The organism is Paenarthrobacter sp. NPDC058040 (genome assembly GCF_042885775.1).
Taxonomy (GTDB): Bacteria; Actinomycetota; Actinomycetes; order Actinomycetales; family Micrococcaceae; genus Arthrobacter.
In genome coordinates, this window is record NZ_JBHVRN010000005.1 from 205,104 (window position 1) to 223,268 (window position 18,165).

At 65.4% G+C, this 18,165-nt stretch carries 20 protein-coding genes; 10 read left to right on the forward strand and 10 right to left on the reverse strand.

The features are described 5' to 3' along the window. Positions 1–5 precede the first annotated feature (5 nt). Positions 6–701, reverse strand: coding sequence for a phosphoribosyltransferase (locus tag ACFVSJ_RS08745; RefSeq protein ID WP_387436167.1), 696 nt, complete (start codon positions 699–701; stop codon positions 6–8). Positions 702–787: 86 nt separating this feature from the next. On the opposite strand from ACFVSJ_RS08745, the gene ACFVSJ_RS08750 reads away from it, so the two are divergent. Continuing rightward, on the forward strand, positions 788–1,201 hold the full coding sequence (locus ACFVSJ_RS08750; RefSeq protein WP_387435954.1) for a MarR family transcriptional regulator: 414 nt from the start codon (positions 788–790) through the stop codon (positions 1,199–1,201). Positions 1,202–1,210: 9 nt separating this feature from the next. Here ACFVSJ_RS08750 and ACFVSJ_RS08755 read toward each other — a convergent pair whose 3' ends face one another. The 5 genes from ACFVSJ_RS08755 to ACFVSJ_RS08775 all read right to left on the reverse strand — a co-directional run bounded on the left by ACFVSJ_RS08755 (position 1,211) and on the right by ACFVSJ_RS08775 (position 5,977). Further along, complete coding sequence (locus ACFVSJ_RS08755) at positions 1,211–2,038, reverse strand: alpha/beta fold hydrolase (RefSeq protein WP_387435956.1); 828 nt, start codon at positions 2,036–2,038, stop codon at positions 1,211–1,213. A 1-nt stretch (position 2,039) separates the two neighbouring features. Further along, positions 2,040–2,369, reverse strand: a complete 330-nt coding sequence (locus tag ACFVSJ_RS08760; protein WP_387435958.1) for a biotin/lipoyl-containing protein — start codon at positions 2,367–2,369, stop codon at positions 2,040–2,042. Then, a complete protein-coding gene (locus ACFVSJ_RS08765; RefSeq protein WP_387435960.1) occupies positions 2,362–3,408 on the reverse strand; it encodes an alpha-ketoacid dehydrogenase subunit beta in 1,047 nt (348 codons plus the stop codon). Before ACFVSJ_RS08765 ends, ACFVSJ_RS08760 begins: the two co-directional genes overlap by 8 nt. Continuing rightward, positions 3,401–4,453, reverse strand: a complete 1,053-nt coding sequence (locus tag ACFVSJ_RS08770) for a thiamine pyrophosphate-dependent enzyme (protein WP_387435962.1) — start codon at positions 4,451–4,453, stop codon at positions 3,401–3,403. The genes ACFVSJ_RS08765 and ACFVSJ_RS08770 overlap by 8 nt, the downstream gene beginning before the upstream one ends. Positions 4,454–4,591: 138 nt before the next feature. Next, positions 4,592–5,977: an amino acid permease gene (locus ACFVSJ_RS08775; protein WP_387435964.1), complete on the reverse strand. Its 1,386-nt coding sequence runs from the start codon at positions 5,975–5,977 to the stop codon at positions 4,592–4,594. Between the two features lie 176 nt (positions 5,978–6,153). Between ACFVSJ_RS08775 and ACFVSJ_RS08780 the strand changes: the two genes are divergently transcribed. The 6 genes from ACFVSJ_RS08780 to ACFVSJ_RS08805 all read left to right on the forward strand — a co-directional run bounded on the left by ACFVSJ_RS08780 (position 6,154) and on the right by ACFVSJ_RS08805 (position 12,526). Next, the gene (locus ACFVSJ_RS08780; RefSeq protein ID WP_387435966.1) at positions 6,154–6,627 is read left to right on the forward strand and encodes an Lrp/AsnC family transcriptional regulator; all 474 of its coding nucleotides are present in this window, start codon (positions 6,154–6,156) and stop codon (positions 6,625–6,627) included. 102 nt (positions 6,628–6,729) lie between these two features. Beyond that, positions 6,730–7,449, forward strand: a complete 720-nt coding sequence (locus ACFVSJ_RS08785) for an NUDIX domain-containing protein (protein WP_387435968.1) — start codon at positions 6,730–6,732, stop codon at positions 7,447–7,449. Beyond that, positions 7,446–8,753, forward strand: coding sequence for a quinolinate synthase NadA (gene nadA / locus ACFVSJ_RS08790; RefSeq protein WP_387435971.1), 1,308 nt, complete (start codon positions 7,446–7,448; stop codon positions 8,751–8,753). The genes ACFVSJ_RS08785 and nadA overlap by 4 nt, the downstream gene beginning before the upstream one ends. A gap of 62 nt (positions 8,754–8,815) precedes the next feature. Then, positions 8,816–10,495 carry an L-aspartate oxidase gene (gene nadB / locus ACFVSJ_RS08795; RefSeq protein WP_387435973.1) on the forward strand — a complete coding sequence of 560 codons (1,680 nt, stop codon included), beginning with the start codon at positions 8,816–8,818 and terminating at the stop codon, positions 10,493–10,495. Then, entirely contained in the window at positions 10,488–11,366 is an 879-nt protein-coding gene (gene nadC / locus ACFVSJ_RS08800; protein WP_387435975.1) for a carboxylating nicotinate-nucleotide diphosphorylase, read from the forward strand. The genes nadB and nadC overlap by 8 nt, the downstream gene beginning before the upstream one ends. Beyond that, positions 11,363–12,526, forward strand: a complete 1,164-nt coding sequence (locus tag ACFVSJ_RS08805; protein WP_387435977.1) for a cysteine desulfurase family protein — start codon at positions 11,363–11,365, stop codon at positions 12,524–12,526. Before nadC ends, ACFVSJ_RS08805 begins: the two co-directional genes overlap by 4 nt. Before the next feature lie 82 nt (positions 12,527–12,608). Here ACFVSJ_RS08805 and ACFVSJ_RS08810 read toward each other — a convergent pair whose 3' ends face one another. The 3 genes from ACFVSJ_RS08810 to ACFVSJ_RS08820 all read right to left on the reverse strand — a co-directional run bounded on the left by ACFVSJ_RS08810 (position 12,609) and on the right by ACFVSJ_RS08820 (position 14,640). Beyond that, positions 12,609–13,106 carry a GtrA family protein gene (locus tag ACFVSJ_RS08810; protein WP_387435979.1) on the reverse strand — a complete coding sequence of 166 codons (498 nt, stop codon included), beginning with the start codon at positions 13,104–13,106 and terminating at the stop codon, positions 12,609–12,611. Positions 13,107–13,123: 17 nt separating this feature from the next. Beyond that, on the reverse strand, positions 13,124–13,972 hold the full coding sequence (locus tag ACFVSJ_RS08815; protein ID WP_387435981.1) for a fumarylacetoacetate hydrolase family protein: 849 nt from the start codon (positions 13,970–13,972) through the stop codon (positions 13,124–13,126). 89 nt (positions 13,973–14,061) lie between these two features. Next, a complete protein-coding gene (locus ACFVSJ_RS08820; protein WP_387435983.1) occupies positions 14,062–14,640 on the reverse strand; it encodes a DM13 domain-containing protein in 579 nt (192 codons plus the stop codon). A 120-nt stretch (positions 14,641–14,760) separates the two neighbouring features. Between ACFVSJ_RS08820 and ACFVSJ_RS08825 the strand changes: the two genes are divergently transcribed. Continuing rightward, positions 14,761–15,984 carry an SLC13 family permease gene (locus ACFVSJ_RS08825; RefSeq protein WP_387435985.1) on the forward strand — a complete coding sequence of 408 codons (1,224 nt, stop codon included), beginning with the start codon at positions 14,761–14,763 and terminating at the stop codon, positions 15,982–15,984. A 3-nt stretch (positions 15,985–15,987) separates the two neighbouring features. Next, positions 15,988–16,560, forward strand: a complete 573-nt coding sequence (locus tag ACFVSJ_RS08830; protein ID WP_387435987.1) for a PRC-barrel domain-containing protein — start codon at positions 15,988–15,990, stop codon at positions 16,558–16,560. Here ACFVSJ_RS08830 and ACFVSJ_RS08835 read toward each other — a convergent pair whose 3' ends face one another. After that, on the reverse strand, positions 16,561–17,244 hold the full coding sequence (locus ACFVSJ_RS08835; RefSeq protein WP_387435989.1) for a DUF1684 domain-containing protein: 684 nt from the start codon (positions 17,242–17,244) through the stop codon (positions 16,561–16,563). It abuts the gene before it with no gap. 54 nt (positions 17,245–17,298) lie between these two features. Between ACFVSJ_RS08835 and ACFVSJ_RS08840 the strand changes: the two genes are divergently transcribed. Continuing rightward, the gene (locus ACFVSJ_RS08840) at positions 17,299–18,150 is read left to right on the forward strand and encodes a hypothetical protein (protein ID WP_387435991.1); all 852 of its coding nucleotides are present in this window, start codon (positions 17,299–17,301) and stop codon (positions 18,148–18,150) included. The last annotated feature ends 15 nt before the right edge of the window (positions 18,151–18,165 follow it).

An 18,165-nucleotide genomic window follows, 5' to 3' on the forward strand; every position in this document is an offset into this window, starting at 1 on the left:
GTTCCTCAAGGGACAGCGCCTCCCTTATGCCCTTGGGGTCTACTCCCTGGTCCCGCGCCCTTGAGCAACTCCATCACATCCTGGTCGGCCAATTGCTCGAAGTGCCGGTAGAAAGCGCCAACTGCGTGGAACTTGCCCGGAATGTGCAGGCAAAACACGGCGTCGCACACGCGGGACAGGGATGTCGAGGCTTCGAGCGAGGCAACGGGCACGGAGGCCACAACCTTGGCCGCGCCCGCCGCGCGGACGGATTCGACGGCGGCCCGCATGGTTGCGCCCGTGGCCAGGCCATCGTCTACCAGGATGACGTTCTTGCCGCGGAGGTCCTGGTCGATGCCCGGATACTCTGCGGCGCGCCGGTGCAGTTCGGCGCGTTCGGCAGCTTCCACGGCATCGAGGGCGGCTTCGCCCATGCCGCGGGCCAGGAGGAGATCCTTCAACTGCCTGTTCACGATCCGGACCACGTCTCCCTGGCACCAGGCGAGCGCTCCGAACGCGGTCTCGCCCCTGCCGGGAATGCCTAGCTTCCGCACCAACACGGCTCCAAAGGGCAAGTAGAGTTCAGCTGCCGCCGCGGCCGCGATGGGGATGCCGCCGCGGGCGAGGCCAAGCACTATGGTGTCCGGCCGTTCCCTGAACTGGGGGAGTCCCTGGGCCAGGCGTTGCCCGGCCTCAGCCCGGTCCCTGAAACGCATGCCCATTTGCTCCCATTCCCATGTTGTCCGGCGCTGGTTCAAGCCTACAGTTCATCCTTGCCGGAGGGTTGTCACACTGGAAGCATGGGCTTGTGAACAAGCCAATCGGTTATTGGATCAAAAGGCTCGATGCCGCCTTGGAAGTGCAGCTGGACAGTACGCTTGCGCGGGTCAAGCTGAGCCGGCGCCAGTGGCAGACGCTTAACACCTTGGCTGAGGCAACCATGAAGCCGGAGGAACTCGAGGAGGTGTTGCGCCCGTTCTGGGGCAATGATGTCCGTTTGCGCGAGCGGGAATTGGCCTCCCTGGTTGGCCGTGGGCTGATCACCATGATTGATGACAGGCTGACCCTCAGCGAACGCGGCCGCGAGACCTTCCACCAAGCACAACGCCTGGTTGAAGAGGCCCGGCTGGACTTGTCCATGGGCATTGGCATTGACGAATACGCCATGGCCGTCAGCGTCCTGGAGCGGATGAGCGTGAACGCTGAACGGCTCGCACGCTAAGACGGCGCATTACACTCCGAGGAACCCGACGGCTGCTTCCTTGAAGGCGCGGCTGGTGATGACGTTTGTGTGCGTCCGCCCGGGAATTACCAGGATCTCCACCAACCCGCCGCGTTTGCCTGCGAGTTCTGCCAGTTGCGGCATCGTGGCAGCCCGCTCGTCCTTCTCGCCGGCCACCAGCAACAAGGGAACATGCGGCGCGGCCTCGGCGGGATCGAAGGGTTCACCCTTGATCGCTTCGATGAGGGACAACATGGCGAAGAGATCGTTGCTGGGCAGCAAACGGGCCATCTTCAGCAGCCCTTCCGTGGACTCGTCCTCAATAGGCGTTCCGTCGGCCAGGTAGCGTTGGGCGGCCGCGAGATCGAAGGCGGCGAGCGGGTCGGCAGCGCTGGGTCCGCCGAGCACCACACGGTGGACCAGATCCGGCTGGGTGGCAGCGAACTCCCAGGCCAGCCGCGAACCGAGCGAGTATCCGATGATGTCCAGGCCCGTTGACGGATCGCCGTCGCGCAGTGGCCGCGCTCCGGCGTCGAAAACTATCTGGAGGAGGTCCGCGCGGATCCGGCTGGGCGTGTACGAGTCCAGGTCTTCGGGGGAGTGGCTCCGTCCGTGTCCCGGCAAGTCCACGGTGATCACCCTGCGGCCGGCGTCCTGAAGCCTGGTGATCCAGCCGCTGTCAGCCCAGTTGAGCTTGCTGGAGGAGGAGAAGCCATGGATCAGCAGGACGGGCCGCAAGCCGGCGTCGTTGGCAGGTTCATGGACTTCCACGAACAATTCGGGATCAGTGCCTTCCACGGTGTGTCGCTGTTCCACGGTGTGCCTGCCGGTCATCATGTCAGTCCTCATCGAGTACGGCGCTCAGGCGGACCCGGCGCTTGGGTGCTTCGTCCTTTGGAACTGTGCCCACGATCCCGGCGGTGTCATCCGGTACCTCGAACACGATCAGCGGCTCGCCGACGTTGATGGTCTCACCCGGCTCCCCGTGAATACGCACCACTTTACCCGCCTGGGGGCTGGGCAATTCGAGGGACGACTTGCTGGTTTCCAGCTCCACCAAAGGCTGGTTTCGTTCCACCTGCTGGCCGGGTTCGACCAGCCAGTCCAGCACGGTTGCTTCGATGAGGCCTTCACCCAGGTCCGGGAGAGGGAAGGAAAGTTCAGCCACGGCGGTACTCCAGTACGCGTTGGATCCCATAGAGGATGCGGTCGATGTTGGGGATGTATTCGTCTTCCAGGTCGCCGGAGGGGTAGGGCACGTCGAAGCCGGTCACGCGTTCCACCGGAGCTTTCAGCGTGCCAAAGCAGTGCTGCGTGATGAGTTGGGCGACTTCGGCGCCAAGGCCCGAGGTCAGTGGCGCTTCATGGACGACGACGGCGCGACGCGTCTTCGCGACGGACGTCGCCAGGGCTTCGGCATCGATGGGTTTAAGCCACCGCAGGTCCAGGACTTCGACGTCGATTCCGTCTTCTGCGGCCAGTTCGGCCACCTGCAGGCAGCGGGCCACCATGGCGCCCCATGCCACGAGGGTTACATGGCGGCCGCTCCGCGCCACGCGGGCGCCGGTGAGCCTGCCGCCGTCGTTCGCTTCTTCGTCCGGAGCGTCAGTGGTGAGGTCCACCGGCCCCTTCTGCCAGTAACGGGACTTCGGCTCCATGAAGATGACCGGATCCGGTCGGGAAGCCGCGTACCTGAGGAGGTGGTAAGCATCATGCGGTGTGGAGGGCGAGACCACCTTGAGCCCGGGCACATGCGCGAAGAGCGCCTCCAGGCTCTCACCGTGGTGCTCGGGGGCGCGGATGCCGCCGAAGCTGGGCACACGCAGCGTGATGGGCATGGCCAGGGTTCCGCGGCTGCGGTAGTTCACTCGCGCGATCTGGCAGACGATCTGGTTGATGGCCGGGTAGGCGAAGCCGTCGAACTGGACCTCGGGAATCGGGTGGAAGCCTGCCATCGCCAGGCCTACGGACATGCCCAGGATGCCGGACTCGGCCAGCGGGGTGTCGAAGACCCGGTCTTCGCCGTGCTTGGCCTGCAGGCCGTCGGTGATCCGGAAGACGCCTCCGAGCTTCCCGCAGTCCTCGCCGAAAATGACGGCCTTCGGGTTCTCCGCCAGGACATCGTCCAGGGCGCGGTTGAGCGCCTGCTGCATGGACAACTGCTCCACGCGGGTTTCGCTGCTGGTTTCGATCAGCGCCTCAGACATGGTCCGACTCCTCTCGCCACGCAGTGGCCTGGGATTGCAGGGAGGGGGTGGGTTCCTGGAAAACCAGGCTGAACATCTCCGCGCCGGGCCGTGGTCCCAAGGCTTCGACGCCGGCGCGGATGGCGGCTTCTTCTCCTTCGGCCTGGCGCTGTGCCTGGTCGAAGAATTCCTGGTCCGCTACGCCCGCTGCGAGGAGGTGGCGGCGGAATCGCTCCAAAGGATCCTCGCCGGCGTCGAGCCGTTCTTCGTCCAAGGTCCGGTAACGCCCGGGGTCGTCCGCGGTGGAGTGCGGTCCGCGGCGGTACGTCATGGCTTCCACCACCACGGGACCGTTACCACCGCGGCAGTGCGCCAACGCCGAGCGCGTGGCCTCGAACACAGCGACGACGTCGTTGCCGTCCACCTGGATTGACGGGATGCCGTATCCGGCAGCCCGTGCCGCCACGGAACCGCCCGCCACCTGCCGTTCGGTGGGCACCGAAATAGCCCAGCCGTTGTTCTGGATGAAGAAGACCACGGGTGCCTTCATGACCGCCGCAAAGTTCATGGCTTCATGGACGTCGCCCTGGGAGGAGGCGCCGTCGCCGAAGTACGTCATGGCCACGCCGAGTTCACCGGCAGGCTTTCCGGAGAGCGTCTGGCCGTGAGCCCAGCCGACAGCGTGCAGGACCGAGCCGGCCACGACGGCTTGGATGGGGGCGAAGCGGGACTCGAGCGCGTTGTACATTCCGCCGTGCCACGTGGCTTTGTGCGTGGCCATGTAGCCCACCATGTCCAGCCCCATGGCCCGGGCGACGCCCATCTCGCGGTAGGTGGGGAAGACGAAGTCCCGGCTCCGGTCCACGGCGTAGCCGCTGCCGACCTGGGCAGCTTCCTGGCCGAGCTCCGGAGCGTAGCCGGGGATGATTCCCTGCCGCTGCCAGGCTACGGCCGCGGTGTCCAGATGGCGGACCGAAGCCATGAGTGTGTACAGCTCGCGCAGCTGCTGGTGCGTGAGTGGGGCCGCGTCATCCTCGACGGCGGCAATCACTGGAGTACTTGTCATGGCTGTGACAGTAATCACCCGGTTCGGTGCTGCGCAATCAGCTCAGTTCCAACCAAACACTTTGTACAAACTGGATAGAAAAAGAGGCCCCCTGCAATACAAACTGCAAGGAGCCTCTTCATTTCGCATGGCAAGCCGCTACCGGGCCGGGTGGCCTGCCTTGGCCGACTTCGCCCGGGCATTCAGGAAGCAGCCGAGGGCGATGACGAGGATCAGTACCAGGGTGCCGAACAGTTGTCCTGCGCTCTCCGGGTTGGCGAAGCCGACCGCAAAGATGATGCCCAGGAGTACCAGTCCCACAATCGTCAGGGCGGGGAAGCCCTTCATGCGCAGGGGCAGTTCCGTACCCTCACGGTCGGCCCGGCGGCGCAGGATGAGTTGTGATACCAGTGCCGTGCCCCAGACAACAAGGCACGTGGAGCCCACCAGGTTCAGGAGGGCGGGCAGCACGCGGTCCGGGAACAGCAGCTCCAGGACAGTGGCGATGAAGCCGAAAGCGACAGAAACCCCGACGGCGGCAACCGGCACCTTGGACACACTGAGGCGCGAAAGGAAGCGGGGTGCTTCGCCGCGTTCGGAGAGTGAGAACACCATGCGGGACGCGCCGTACAGGTTGGCGTTGAGGGCGGACAAGAGCGCGACGACGGCAACAAGGGTGATTGCCGCACCGGCACCGGGGATTCCGGCCAGGTCCAGGACGCCGGCGAACGGCGACTTCAGTCCGTCCGAGCCAACAGGGAGCACGGCTGCGATGACAAATACGGATCCGATGTAGAACACGAGGATGCGCCATACGACGGTTCGGATCGCCTTGCCGACGCTGTGGGCGGGGTTCTCTGTTTCGGCTGCGGCCACACTGACGATTTCCGTGCCGCCGAAGGCAAAGATCACCACGAAGAGTGCCGCAGCGATGCCGCCGATGCCGTTGGGCGCGAAGTTGCCAAAGGCGGACAAGCCGGGGGTGGGAACGTTTGGCAGCCAGCCGAACAGCAGCGCGGCTCCGATGAGCAGGAAGATCACGATTGCGGCCACCTTGAGGATGGCGAACCAGAACTCGAATTCGCCGAAGTTGCGCACGCCCACGAGGTTGATGCCGGTGAAGACCACCATGAACACGAGGGCGAGGACCCACACTGGAATGACCGGCCAGACGGAGAAGAGCAGCCCGGCTGCCCCGAGCGCCTCGGCCGCGATCACCACCACCAGTTGCAGCCACCAGAGCCAGCCGATGGTGCCGCCTGCGGTCTTGCCCATGGCCTTCTCGGCGTAGACAGAGAAGGCGCCGCTGTTCGGGTTGGCCGCGGCCATTTCGCCGAGGGCCCACATCACCAGGATGATCAGGGTGCCCGCGACGAGATAGGAAATCAGGACCGCCGGGCCTGCTGCCTGCACGCCTGCGCCGGAACCCAGGAACAGGCCCGCACCGATCGCGCTGCCAAGGCCCATCATGGTGAGCTGGCGGGGTTTGAGGGAATGGCCGAGGCCGGAAGTTGGTGCAGGAGCCGCGATGGACTTCGTTGTCATACGTGTCTACCTTCTATGGATTTCATACTGGCGTTGGCGTACCCGCTTTGTGGGCTGGGCGCGCAGGGCGTCGACGACGCAGCAAGAGCCGTGGAATAATTCTCGCAGTTTGTAAGATACATCACTTTTTGCTGTGGCGATGTGATGGGTAAGGCTCCCCGGGGACAGGAACTTTGATGCTGGTCGATGCTCTTGATGCAAAAATTGTACGTTTCTTCACGGATTCACCGCGATCCTCCGTCCTGGAGGCGTCCCGGGTCCTGAAGGTTGCGCGGGCTACGGTGCAGTCCCGCATTGACCGCATGATCGAGAACGGCGTCATTGGCTCGTGGGTGCCCCAGCCGGACCCGGCGAACTTCGGATTTCCCGTTGTGGCCTTTTGCTCGGTCACCATCACCCAGGAGATCGGGCACGACGCCATCATCGAAAGCCTCAGTGCCATACCGGAGATCATCGAGGTCCACACGGTCACGGGAAATTCGGACCTCATGGTCCGGATTGTGGCCCGTTCCAACCCGGATATGCAGCGGGTGCTCGATGCCATGATCGCCACCAAATCCGTGGTCCGGTGTTCTTCCGTGATCGTCCTCAACAGCCACATCCAGGGCCGCACGCTGCCGCTCATGGAGTCGGCCGCCAAGCCTGTGTGACGAAAAGCATTTTGCGCTGCGCCTGCCGAGTCGTACCATTAGTTCTAGTCAATCTGACTTTAACTAAATGGGATCCAACGGTTCCAGCGGCGATGAAGCGAGGTGAACGCCGTGAACGTCAACTCAGCCAACGTCGCCGAGCGGCGGCTCGCACCGCCGTCGTTGGCCATATCCACGGTGATTTTCGCCCTGAGGCCCAGCGAGAAGACCGGCCGCCCCACGCTGTGGCTGCCGCTGGTGCGACGCATCCGCGAACCATACAAGGACCAGTGGGCCCTGCCAGGCGGGCCGTTGGCCCACGACGAATCCCTCCAGGATGCGGCCTCCCGCAACCTGCGGGACACAACCGGCCTGGCGCCCGAGTACCTTGAGCAGCTGTACGCCTTCGGCGGCCTGCACCGCTCGCCCAGTCAGCGCGTTGTCTCGATCGTCTATTGGGCCCTGGTCCAACCGACGGAGGCTGCGCTCGCAGATGAATCCGAGAACGTGAAGTGGTTCCGGGCAGACCGGTTGGGGGAACTGGCGTTCGACCACAACGCGATTGTGGACTACGCCTTGTGGCGGCTCCGCAACAAAATGGCCTACGGCTCCATCGCCTACCACCTGCTGGGCGAATTCTTCACCCTGGCGCAGGTCCGGGAGGTCTACGAAGCCGTCCTGGACCGCCAGCTCGACCCGGCGAACTTCCGCCGGCAGATCAAAGCCACACCGGACATCGAAGAAACCGGTGAATACCTGCAGGGCGGAAAGCATCGTCCGCCACGCCTCTACCGCTTCACCGGCACGCCCGGCCTCGGGCCAGATAACAGGAGTACACCATGAGCAGCGTCAACACTGCCGTCCAGCTGATTACGCGCGAGGAAGCCGAGAACGGCCTGTCCCGCGCAGGAGCCACCTGCAGCCCCGCCCTGGCCAAGGGCCCGTGGGAGTACGACCTCGCCGAGGCCCTCGCAGGGGCGCCCGCCTACGGTCCCGGTGCCTCCAGCGGCGACGTCGCCCCGAAAGCAACGCCGCGCCAAGGCCAATTGCCCGAGGAATACAAACTGGCGTCCGAGGCCGAACTCGACCAGCGCATCCGGGCCGCCAAAGAAACCCTGGGAGACCGTGCCGTGATCCTGGGCCACTTCTACCAGCGTGACGAAGTTGTCCAGTACGCGGACTTCGTGGGCGACTCCTTCCAGCTCGCCAACGCGGCCCTCACCAAGCCTGACGCCGAAGCCATCATCTTCTGCGGCGTGCACTTCATGGCGGAGACCGCAGACATCCTCTCGACGCCCGAACAGGCCGTCATCCTGCCCAACCTCGCCGCAGGCTGCTCCATGGCGGACATGGCAGACGAGGACTCGGTAGAGGAATGCTGGGAACAGCTCGAAGAGATCTTCGGAACCGACGTTGACGGGCAGGGCCGCGTTCCGGTCATCCCCGTCACGTACATGAATTCCTCCGCCGCCCTCAAGGCTTTCTGCGGCCGCAACGGCGGAATCGTCTGCACCTCGTCCAACGCCAAAGTCGTGCTCGAATGGGCCTTCGAACGCGGCCAGCGGGTCCTGTTCTTCCCCGACCAGCACCTTGGCCGGAACACCGCAAAAGCCCTGGGCGTACCCCTGGAACAGATGCCCATGTGGAACCCGCGCAAGGAACTCGGCGGCAACGACGAGCAAACCCTCCTGGACTCACGCGTGATCCTCTGGCACGGCTTCTGCTCCGTCCACAAGCGGTTCAACGTAGGCCAGATCGAGAAGGCCCGCCAGGACTTCCCGGGCGTCAACGTGATCGTGCACCCCGAGTGCCCCATGGAAGTGGTGGACGCCGCCGACTCGGCCGGTTCCACCGACTTCATCAAGAAGGCCATCGCCGCCGCCACGGAACCCACCACGTTCGCCATCGGCACCGAGATCAACATGGTGAACCGGCTCGCCGCGGAAAACCCGCAGCACACCATCTTCTGCCTCGACCCCGTTATTTGCCCGTGCTCCACGATGTACCGCATCCACCCCGGCTACTTGGCCTGGGTGCTTGAGGAACTCGTGGCAGGACGCATCGTCAACCGCATCACCGTGGACGACACCGTGCAGGACAACGCCAAGATCGCCCTCGAGCGCATGTTGGCCGCCAAGCCCGCGTAACGAGCCGCATTTCTGCGCGGCACAGGAACACCGGTTCACCGGACCAGCCGAATCGAGCCCACATGACCTCCACCCACCCCACGGCCGCCCTTTCCGGCCACGCCGACCGGCAGCGTTTGATCGTTGTCGGGAGCGGAATCGCAGGACTTTACGCCGCGCTGCTGGCCGCCGAGGCGGGGAGCGACGTCGTGCTGCTGACCAAAGGTGCCCTGGAGGACAGCAATACGTACTTCGCCCAGGGAGGTATCTCGGCAGTCCTGGAAGAACCCGCCCCGGGCGACACCGTGGCTGCCCACATTGCCGATACCCTCAAGGCCGGCGCGGGCCATTGCGATCCGGAAGCGGTCCGCGTCTTGTGCACTGAGGCGCGGTTCGACATGGCCGGCTTGGAACGCTTTGGCGTCCGGTTCGACCTGGACGACGACGGCGACCCCGCCTTGGGACTCGAAGCCGCCCACTCGGCGCCCCGTATCCTCCACGCCGGCGGCGACGCCACGGGCGCCCGCGTGGCAGAAGCCTTGATCCGCTCCGTGCTTGCCTTCCAAGCGGAGGGGCGGCTTACGGTGATTGGCCGGGCGCAGGTCACATCGCTCCTCCCCGAGGACGGTACGCCCGAACGCAGGATTGCAGGCCTCACTTACCTGCGCGACGGGCACGAGTTCACGCTGATGGCCGACGCCGTACTCCTTGCCACCGGCGGTGCCGGACAGCTCTTCGCACAGACCACCAACCCCTCCGTTGCCACCGCCGATGGACTGGCCCTCGCCTGGCGTGCGGGCGCCGCAGTGGCAGACCTCGAATTCTTCCAGTTCCACCCCACGTGCATGGTTCCTCCAGCCGGAACCCCGGCAGGTGCCGATCCGCTGCTGATCTCCGAAGCCGTCCGCGGTGAAGGGGCCATCCTGGTGGACGTCCACGGCCAGCGGTTCATGCCCGACTACCACCCCGACGCCGAACTCGCCCCGCGCGACGTCGTGTCCCGCAGCATCGCCCTGCACCTGGCTGCCCTCGGAGACCCCAACGGACATGTCTACCTCGATGCGACCGTCGTCGAAAAAGAGCGGGGTGCGGGCTTCCTGGAGAAACGCTTCCCGACCATCAGCCACCGAACCCGCCAGGCCGGGATCGACTGGACCAGCGAACCCGTTCCCGTGGCGCCGGCGGCGCACTATTGGATGGGTGGCGTGGTGACGGACCTGTTCGGCCGGACGTCTGTCCCGGGGTTGTTCGCTGCAGGTGAGGTTGCTTGTACGGGAGTCCAGGGCGCTAATCGTTTGGCCAGCAACTCGTTGCTCGAGGGGCTCGTGTTTGCGCGGCGGGCCGTAGGGGCGATCTTGTGGTCGCCTGCCGCGGGGCCTCCAGCACCGCTGGTTGACGTGGAAGGTCGTCCGCGCGCCAGCATTGCCTCGTCCAGCGGGTTCTCCCGCCAGGAACTCCAGCGGCTCATGACCGCCAAGGCCGGGGTCCTGCGGAACGGGGTGTTGTTGGCGGAAGCCGAGGCTGTTCTCGATGCCTGGGCCGAGGAGATCCTTCCTTTGGTCGGTGCTGGGTCCGTGAACGTGGGGGAACATGAGGATTCCAACCTGCTTCTGGCCGCGCAGCTGCTGGTCCATGCCGCGCGGGAGCGGCGTGGGTCCCTTGGGGCGCATTACCGCAGCGACAGCGTGGCTGAACCAGCCGCCGTCGACGATTTTGACAAGCGTTACACCATGAGCCGGAAAGCGAGCCTCGTCCATGACTAACTTGACCCTCCCCGCCGCAGCTGTCCGGGACATCCTGGAGCGGGCCTTCGCCGAGGACGCACCCAACGGGGACATCACCTCGCAGTTGCTGATCCCCGCAGACGCCCGCGCCACGGCCGTCCTCAACGCCCGGGTTCCGGGTGTCCTCAGCGGCGGAACGGTGTTCCGTGACGCGATGAAAGTTATCGACCCGGATACCGACGTCCACCCCCTGGTGGCCGACGGCGAAACGTTCGACGCCGGTACCCACCTCGCGCGCGTCAGCGGCAGTGCCCGCTCGGTCCTTTTGGCCGAACGGGTAGGCCTGAACCTGGTCCAGCGCATGAGTGCCATCGCAACGAAGACCGCAGAGTTCGTCGGCCTGGTTGAAGGAACGCGTGCCAGGATCACCGATACCCGTAAGACCACCCCGGGTCTCCGTGTGCTGGAACGCTACGCCGTGCGCTGCGGCGGGGGAGCCAACCACCGCTACAGCCTCTCCGACGCCGTCCTGGCCAAGGACAACCACCTGGCAGTCATGACCGGCGGCGACTCCGCCAAGCTGACCGGACTGCTGCTCGCGGCCAAGGAACAACTGGGCCACACCACCCACTTCGAGGTGGAAGTGGACCGCGCCGAACAGATCGAACCCGTGCTCGCCGCCGGGGTGGACACCATCATGCTGGACAACTTCACCACCGACGAACTCCGTGCTGGCGTCAAGCAAGTAGACGGCCGGGCCATCGTTGAAGCCAGCGGCAACGTCAACCTCCACACCGTTGCCGAAATCGCGGCGACGGGAGTGGACGTGATTTCCGTTGGTGGCCTCACCCACAGTGTCACGGCACTGGATTTGGGCTTGGACGTTGAGCTCGAGTTGAACCAGCCGTGATCTTCCTGGACGCAGCCGCCACCACGCCTGTGCGCCGGGAGGTGCTCGAGGCCATGTGGCCCTACCTCAGCGGCGACTTCGGGAATCCCTCGAGCCACCACAGCCTGGGTGAAGCGGCCGCAACGGCGCTCGCAGAGGCGCGTTCCGCCGTCGCAAGAGTGTTGAATTGCCGCCCCGGCGAGGTGACATTTACCTCCGGTGGGACGGAAGCGGACAACCTTGCGGTTAAGGGCATTGCGCTTGCCCGGAACGCCGCGGACGGAAACTTGAACCGGGTGGTGATCAGCGCCGTCGAGCATCCTGCGGTGGAAGAATCCGCCAGGTATCTGGAACGGGTCCACGGGTTTGCCGTTGATGTGGTTCCCGTCGACGGCACCGGATTGGTCACCGTCGACGCCTTGCGGAAAGTGCTGCGCCCGGAAACAGCGCTGGTGAGCATCATGTATGCCAACAACGAGGTTGGCACCATCCAACCCGTGGCTGAATTCGCCGCGGCGGCCCATGAAGCCGGCGTCCCCTTCCACACCGACGCCGTCCAAGCGGCCGGTTGGCTGGACCTCGACGTCAAGGCACTCGGCGTGGATGCGCTGAGCATCTCGGGCCACAAGCTTGGGGCGCCCAAAGGCTCCGGCGTCCTCTTCACGAAGGCGCGCCTGCGTGTGGAACCCCTGGTCCATGGCGGCGGCCAGGAACGGGGGAGACGGTCCGGAACGGAAAACGTGGCTGGAGCCGTTGCCTTGTCCACCGCGCTGGCCTTGAGCCACGCCGAACAAGCCGCCGTGGCTGCCCGGGTCGCCGGGCTCCGGGAAGCCTTCACGACCTCAGTCCTGGCAGCGGTTCCCGGGGCCTTCCTGACCGGCCACCCTGAACGGCGCCTGCCGTCAGTGGCGTCCTTCTGCTTCCCCGGGACCAGCGGCGAGTCCGTGCTGCTTGAACTCGAACGGCTCGGGGTGGTGTGCTCCAGCGGATCGGCGTGCGCGGCTGGTTCCGACGCGCCGTCGCCCGTGCTCCTGGCCCTGGGAATCGCCCCGGAAACGGCCCAGACGGCAGTGCGGTTCAGCTTTACCTCCGCTGTCACCGACGCTGAACTGGATCAGGCGGCAGCAGCCGTGGAAACCGCCGTCGGGCGTGTCCGGAACCTCTCGAACCAGCCCAACTAGGTCGCATTTGTGCGCGTTTTGACCCCTCAAAACGCGCACAAATGCGACTCAGTTGGGTTCGGGCCAGGCGTGGAATGCGCAGCTAGACGTGGCGGGCGCGGCGGAAGATCCAGTGCCGCAGGAGCGTGAACCGCACCCCCGTGGCAACGAACCCTGAGAGTGTGGTGGTCCAGAGTTCCTCGGAAACCGTCGCCTCGGGCCGGAAGATGTGCAGGACGCCCAGGCTGCCGCCCGTGATGACCAAGGCGATGACGATCACGATCACGCCGTTGAGGTGGTCCTGCGCCCGCTTCCTGCCACCGGTGATCTTGAAGGTCAAGCGGCGGTTCAGGGCCGTGTTCATCAGCGACGTCAGGATCAAGGCGATCGCGTTGGCGAGCTGGGGGTCGATCCACGGGCGGAGCAGCGCATAGATGGCCAGCGAGCTCGCGGTGCAGATAATGCCCACGCCCGTGAAGCGGATGAGCTGGCGGACCATGGGGTACTTCAGGATGCCGCGGTGCCGTTTGCGGGGCGGTTTGGTTGCTGGGTTGTCCGAGGGAGACGGGCGCAGTCCAGTGGCATCCGCGGCTGTCTCCATGCCTTAAGCCTGACACATTAAGGCGACGGGTTCTCCCACGTGGCCTCGATCACCGGGTTGCGCAGCTCTCCGATGCCTTCCACCCGGCACACGACGACGTCTCCTGGCTGGATACGCGCACACTCCGCCGGAAATCCCGTCAGCACCAGGTCGCCCGGATGGAGCGTCATGAAGGATGTCAGGTAAACGAGGATCTCGTCCACCTTCCAGCCGAGGTCCGCTGAGCTCGCTGCCTTCAGTTCCCTGCCGTTGTGGACGATGCCGATAGCCAGGTCTGAGTCATCAAGGCCGGTGACGATCCAGGGACCCGCGGGTGTGAAGGTGTCCTGGCTCTTGGCGCTGATCCAGAGTTCGTCGGACTTTTGGAGGTCGCGTGCCGAGACGTCATTTCCGATCGTGAATCCGAGGACTGCGTTCCGCGCCGTTTCCAGCGTCAGTCCCCGCGCGGTACGGCCGACGACGACGGTCAGTTCCGCTTCCGGGTCCACATAGCCAACCGTCGAGCTCAACTCAATGGCGTCCCCTGGCCCGATCACGCTTGAGGCCGCCTTGTGGAAGGCCTGGGGTGGCAGGTCCCGTCCGGGCTGGCCGGTGTTGTGGGCCATGCCGAAGACGTTGGCGGGCACAGACGGGGCCAGGAACGCGAAGCTGGCCTGGTCCACCACGCCACCGGTTTCCCAGCCGGGCCGGGCGGGGCTCGAGGCATTGGCCCGGGATCCCGGGAACGGAGTTTCCACCAGCGTCCACTGCCGCCCGGCGTCCGAGTCGAAGTCCCGGGCATCGTTGGCCACGAAGAATTGCTCGTCCGGAGTGTGCGATTCGACGGGCCGGACGCGCGCGATGCGGCGGGGAAGTGTGGAAGTCATGATGACATCCTACGTCCTTCCATGCGTTGCGGGGCCCGCTTTACGCCCCACGTCGTGGTCTTGGCGCGCAGAGCGGGCCCCGCAAGGCGTCAGGCAAGGGGCGCCGAGCCAAACGCAACACTGAAGCGGTCGCACCACAACACCACTGAGCTCAGGCCCGTAATATCAGCGCCGGCGGGGACAGCGTAATTCTGGTTGCCATGCGTTGCCTTGACCGGACCCAGATCCACGTAGCGGCCCGAGCGGTATTTGAACCAGTCACCGCCGGCCTCGAGACTGCTGAGCCACACCTTAACGTCCGGGCCGTCGCTGCTGGCCAGGTTCTCCAGCCGGACCACGTGGCTGCCGTCGGGGAGCCGCAGAAGTTGGGCGGTGCCGCTGGTCCCATGTTCCTGGGATTGGAAATTGCCGGTGCCAAGCACCACCGGAGCAGGTGATGGGTTTGCGGCCGGGGTGGACGGCGCCGTCGGATCGACTGAGGCTTGCGCGGAAGCAGCGGGTTTCACCGAAGCGGGGGCGACGGGAAACGCCTCGTTAAGGGTGCTGCTGGTGAACAGGCGCCACGGTTGCAGCAACGCGGCTCCGACCGCCACCATCGCAGCCACCAGGAGCACGGTGACGCCCGCGATGATCCTGTGCTGCCGGACCATCCCTACCTGTCGGTTCATGCTTCAAGGCTAGGCTCCGGCCCTCTGACATGGGGCCTGCAATGCTTACCATCCCGTGACGCCGACTGCGGTGGACCGCGCCGTCACGGGTGCCGGCATGCGGGAGCATAGAATCCGATCATGCGTCTGGCGATCATAGGGGCGGTCCTCCTTGTGGCCGGTGCAATTGCTGTGGCAACGGGAATTTTGCCGTGGGCCGAGGTGGGCGTTCTTGTGGAGCGCGTGGCACCCATCATGGGGTTCGTGGCGGCAATGACGGTTGTCACCGAATTGGCCAGCGAAGCAGGGGTCTTCCAATGGATTGCGGGCAGGCTGCGCCACTGGGGCCGTGGCCGAAGCTCTGTGCTGTGGGTGCTCCTGGCCGTGCTCGCGGTCCTGTGCACCATCTTCCTGTCCATCGACACCACGGCAGTGCTGTTGACGCCCGTTGTGGTGACAGTGACCAGGCGCGCCGGGCTCCCCATTCTTCCCTTTGCGCTGGCCACGGTGTGGCTGGCAAACACCGCAAGCCTCTTGCTGCCGGTCTCCAACCTGACCAACCTCCTGGCGCAGCACAACCTGGGCGGCATCAGCCCGGGTGGTTTCGCGGCGCTCATGTGGGCGCCGTCGCTGGTGGCCATCGTAGTGCCCCTGGCTTTCATCGCCATCGTGTTCCGACGCGACCTGCGGCGCACTTACGCGCGCGTTCCCGTCACCAGGATCAAGCCCGACGCCGGAACGCCGGCAGCTTCCGGGCAGCGGACGGACCGCGTGCTCTTGCTTGCGACGGCCATTGTGCTGGCGTTGCTTCTTCCGGCGCTGGTTTCCGGAATTCCGTTGTGGTTCTCCGCCACGGTCGCGGCAGGTGTCCTGCTGGTTCTCTTCGCCGTCCGGCGACGCCGCTCGCTCACCGTGCAGTTGGTGCCCTGGTCCTTGCTCCTGTTCACTTCAGGGCTGTTCCTGGTGGTGGAGGCGACCCGCTACGTTGGCCTGCCCGCGCTGATTGGGCAGTTCGCCGGCCAGGGGGAGGGTTTCCTTGAGTTGCTCCGGCTGGCGGCAACGGGAGCCTTGGGGTCGAACGTCGTGAACAACCTTCCGGCGTACCTGCTGGCCGAGCCGTTGGCTGGTTCTCCGCTGCGGACGGGCGCGCTGCTGATTGGCGTGAATGCGGGGCCGCTCATCACGCCGTGGGCCTCCTTGGCCACCCTGCTGTGGCATGACCGGCTGACCAAGATGAACGTGCTCATCAGCTGGAGGGGGTACGCCCTGTTCGGCTTGATCGTGGCGCCGCTGACCATTGTTGCCGCCGTGGCGGCCCTGGCCTTGGCCGTTGCTGCGGCTCCGGCCATTGGTGCGGCACAATGAACCATGCTCAGTCTCCAGGACCTGGACCAGATAGTCCTCAACGGCGGGATCGTTGTGGACTCTGCCGGGGAGAAGATCGGTTCCGTCGAGCAGGTGTTCCTGAGCGGTGATTCGGGCGATCCTGCCTTCGTGACGGTCCGGACGGGGTTCTTTGGCATGTCGGAATCGTTTGCGCCACTGGCTGGGGCCCACGTTGAGGATTCCACCATCAAACTGGCAGTGGCCAAGGAGCGCGTGGAAAAGGGACCCCGGATCGACAATGACCGGGGATCCATCAGTGAGAGCCAGGAAAAGGAACTCTACGACTATTTTGGACTGGTTTCCGGATCGGGCGAGGATGGCGGGGCATCAACGGCCAACGGGGAGAATGCCGAATCCAGGGACGGCGCATTCGAAACGCCGGCGCAGCACCACCCCGTTCCACCCCCTCCGCATTTGCACAAGCACGTGCCAAGCGCGGGGAGGCCGCCAGGTCCGCCGCCACCCCCGACTGGAGGCCCGCCGGGACCCGGCGGACCGCAGCACCCCGGCGGCCCTCACCACCCCGGCGGCCCCCGTCGCAAGGACAGTCCGTAGCTACTCCGAAGGCGTGTACAGCTCCCCGACAGGGATCTCCGCGGCGAGACGGTTGGCCGGCCCCGCGAGTGGACAGGCCCACGCTTCGTTGTAGGCGCACGACGGGTTGTACGCGAAGTTGAAGTCCAGGACGAATTCCTGTTCCTCACCACTTCGGCGCACTCCATGGAACGCGCCCTTGATGGTGTCCAGCAGGTACCGGCCAGCCCCGTAGCTTCCACCCTCCTTGCCGGCAGTGGCGTCACGGAAGGGGACGAAGATGCCGCCACCGTAGCTGCGCAGCCGCCAAGCGGCCAGTGAGCCGAGTCCCGGAAGCTCAAAGGTGCCCATCCGCACGAACGGGACAACGCCGTCCGTCCCTGTGGCCACCTTCATTTCCTGGCCCTCGCCCTCCGGCGACAACGGGACATAGAGGCGGAAAGCAGGATCGTAGTCGGCCGTCCGCAGCCCGGAGAAGGAGGCTTTAACCGCATCCGTCAGGGCCGAGGCCGGATGCGTTCCGAACATCCGGTCCCGCTCCTGCCGCCAATAGTTGTGGGCATCGAACGGGTCCTGGGCCGCCAGCTGCCGCACGTGGTGGTACAGCGCAAAGGTCCGCATCCGCCAGTCGGCGATGTCCACGGCGGACATTGTGGGGATGCTGTCCTCGAAGCCAGAGAATTCGTCGGTACTTTCGGGAGCCATGTGTTCAGCCTAGTCCTGTGCGTGTCGCGGGACCTCCGCCGATAGGCTTTCCCCATGAAGGGCATGACAAAACCCATCACCGTCCCCGGCCGGATCACCGCCCTGGCTGCTGCCGTCGTGGTCTTGTTGGCAGGTGCCACGGCCTGCACGGCGCAGAACAAGGGGCCGCAGGTTTCGGACACCGCAACGGCACGGCCCAACAGCTCGGAGTCCGGCACCGTACCGGCGACGCCGTCGGGTGAAAGCACGACGCCGGCACCTCCTTCCGGCAGCAGCCAGGCTTCCGCGACTCCCGAAGGATCCGGTTCTCCGGATGCCGTGCCCACGGCATCGTCCTGGAAGACCTACACCGACCCGGCCAGGAGCGTCAGCTTCGAGCTGCCCCAGGAGTGGATCGTCCAGTCGGTTGCTCCGGACGCAGGCTCGCTTCCAGGTGCCCTGAAGGTCGAAGTGAAGGACGCAGCCGGAAAGTACGTGGCAACGCTGCAAACAGGCTTGCCTGCTGCCGCTCCCGCCGATTGCCCCGCTGGACAGGCCAAGCCCTATGTGGTGATCAGCAGCATTCCCCTCGACGTGCCGCATTCGGACGGTGCCGGGACCATCGACCCCAGGGTGGTGTTCAGGGTGATCCAGGGCTACAAGTTCTTCGGCTCCTATGGAATCACCAATGTGGTGGCCGGCGCGGAGGGCCAATCCTGTGAGCTGCGCAACCGCGTCCTCGGTCCATCCGGCAAGGGGGACATTGCCTTCGGGGACGTCACGGCGTTGGATGCGTTCGCCGCGGATGAGAAGGTGGCTCCCGCCAAGTCCTTTGACACCCTGGACCTCGCTGCGAAGTACGTCGCCCATGGCTCCGAATTCGCGAACGTCCAGCGGATGCTACTGTCTCTGAAGGTCAATCTGTAGTCCTGCTGTTGGCCG

Bases quoted from the DNA above. Each gene is read 5' to 3' on its own strand.
- ACFVSJ_RS08745 (WP_387436167.1), bottom strand. From the start codon at position 701: ATGGGCATGCGTTTCAGGGACCGGGCTGAGGCCGGGCAACGCCTGGCC.
- ACFVSJ_RS08755 (WP_387435956.1), bottom strand. From the start codon at position 2,038: ATGATGACCGGCAGGCACACCGTGGAACAGCGACACACCGTGGAAGGC.
- ACFVSJ_RS08765 (WP_387435960.1), bottom strand. From the start codon at position 3,408: ATGTCTGAGGCGCTGATCGAAACCAGCAGCGAAACCCGCGTGGAGCAG.
- ACFVSJ_RS08770 (WP_387435962.1), bottom strand. From the start codon at position 4,453: ATGACAAGTACTCCAGTGATTGCCGCCGTCGAGGATGACGCGGCCCCA.
- ACFVSJ_RS08775 (WP_387435964.1), bottom strand. From the start codon at position 5,977: ATGACAACGAAGTCCATCGCGGCTCCTGCACCAACTTCCGGCCTCGGC.
- ACFVSJ_RS08780 (WP_387435966.1), top strand. From the start codon at position 6,154: ATGCTGGTCGATGCTCTTGATGCAAAAATTGTACGTTTCTTCACGGAT.
- nadA (WP_387435971.1), top strand. From the start codon at position 7,446: ATGAGCAGCGTCAACACTGCCGTCCAGCTGATTACGCGCGAGGAAGCC.
- nadB (WP_387435973.1), top strand. From the start codon at position 8,816: ATGACCTCCACCCACCCCACGGCCGCCCTTTCCGGCCACGCCGACCGG.
- nadC (WP_387435975.1), top strand. From the start codon at position 10,488: ATGACTAACTTGACCCTCCCCGCCGCAGCTGTCCGGGACATCCTGGAG.
- ACFVSJ_RS08810 (WP_387435979.1), bottom strand. From the start codon at position 13,106: ATGGAGACAGCCGCGGATGCCACTGGACTGCGCCCGTCTCCCTCGGAC.
- ACFVSJ_RS08815 (WP_387435981.1), bottom strand. From the start codon at position 13,972: ATGACTTCCACACTTCCCCGCCGCATCGCGCGCGTCCGGCCCGTCGAA.
- ACFVSJ_RS08820 (WP_387435983.1), bottom strand. From the start codon at position 14,640: ATGAACCGACAGGTAGGGATGGTCCGGCAGCACAGGATCATCGCGGGC.
- ACFVSJ_RS08825 (WP_387435985.1), top strand. From the start codon at position 14,761: ATGCGTCTGGCGATCATAGGGGCGGTCCTCCTTGTGGCCGGTGCAATT.
- ACFVSJ_RS08830 (WP_387435987.1), top strand. From the start codon at position 15,988: ATGCTCAGTCTCCAGGACCTGGACCAGATAGTCCTCAACGGCGGGATC.
- ACFVSJ_RS08835 (WP_387435989.1), bottom strand. From the start codon at position 17,244: ATGGCTCCCGAAAGTACCGACGAATTCTCTGGCTTCGAGGACAGCATC.
- ACFVSJ_RS08840 (WP_387435991.1), top strand. From the start codon at position 17,299: ATGAAGGGCATGACAAAACCCATCACCGTCCCCGGCCGGATCACCGCC.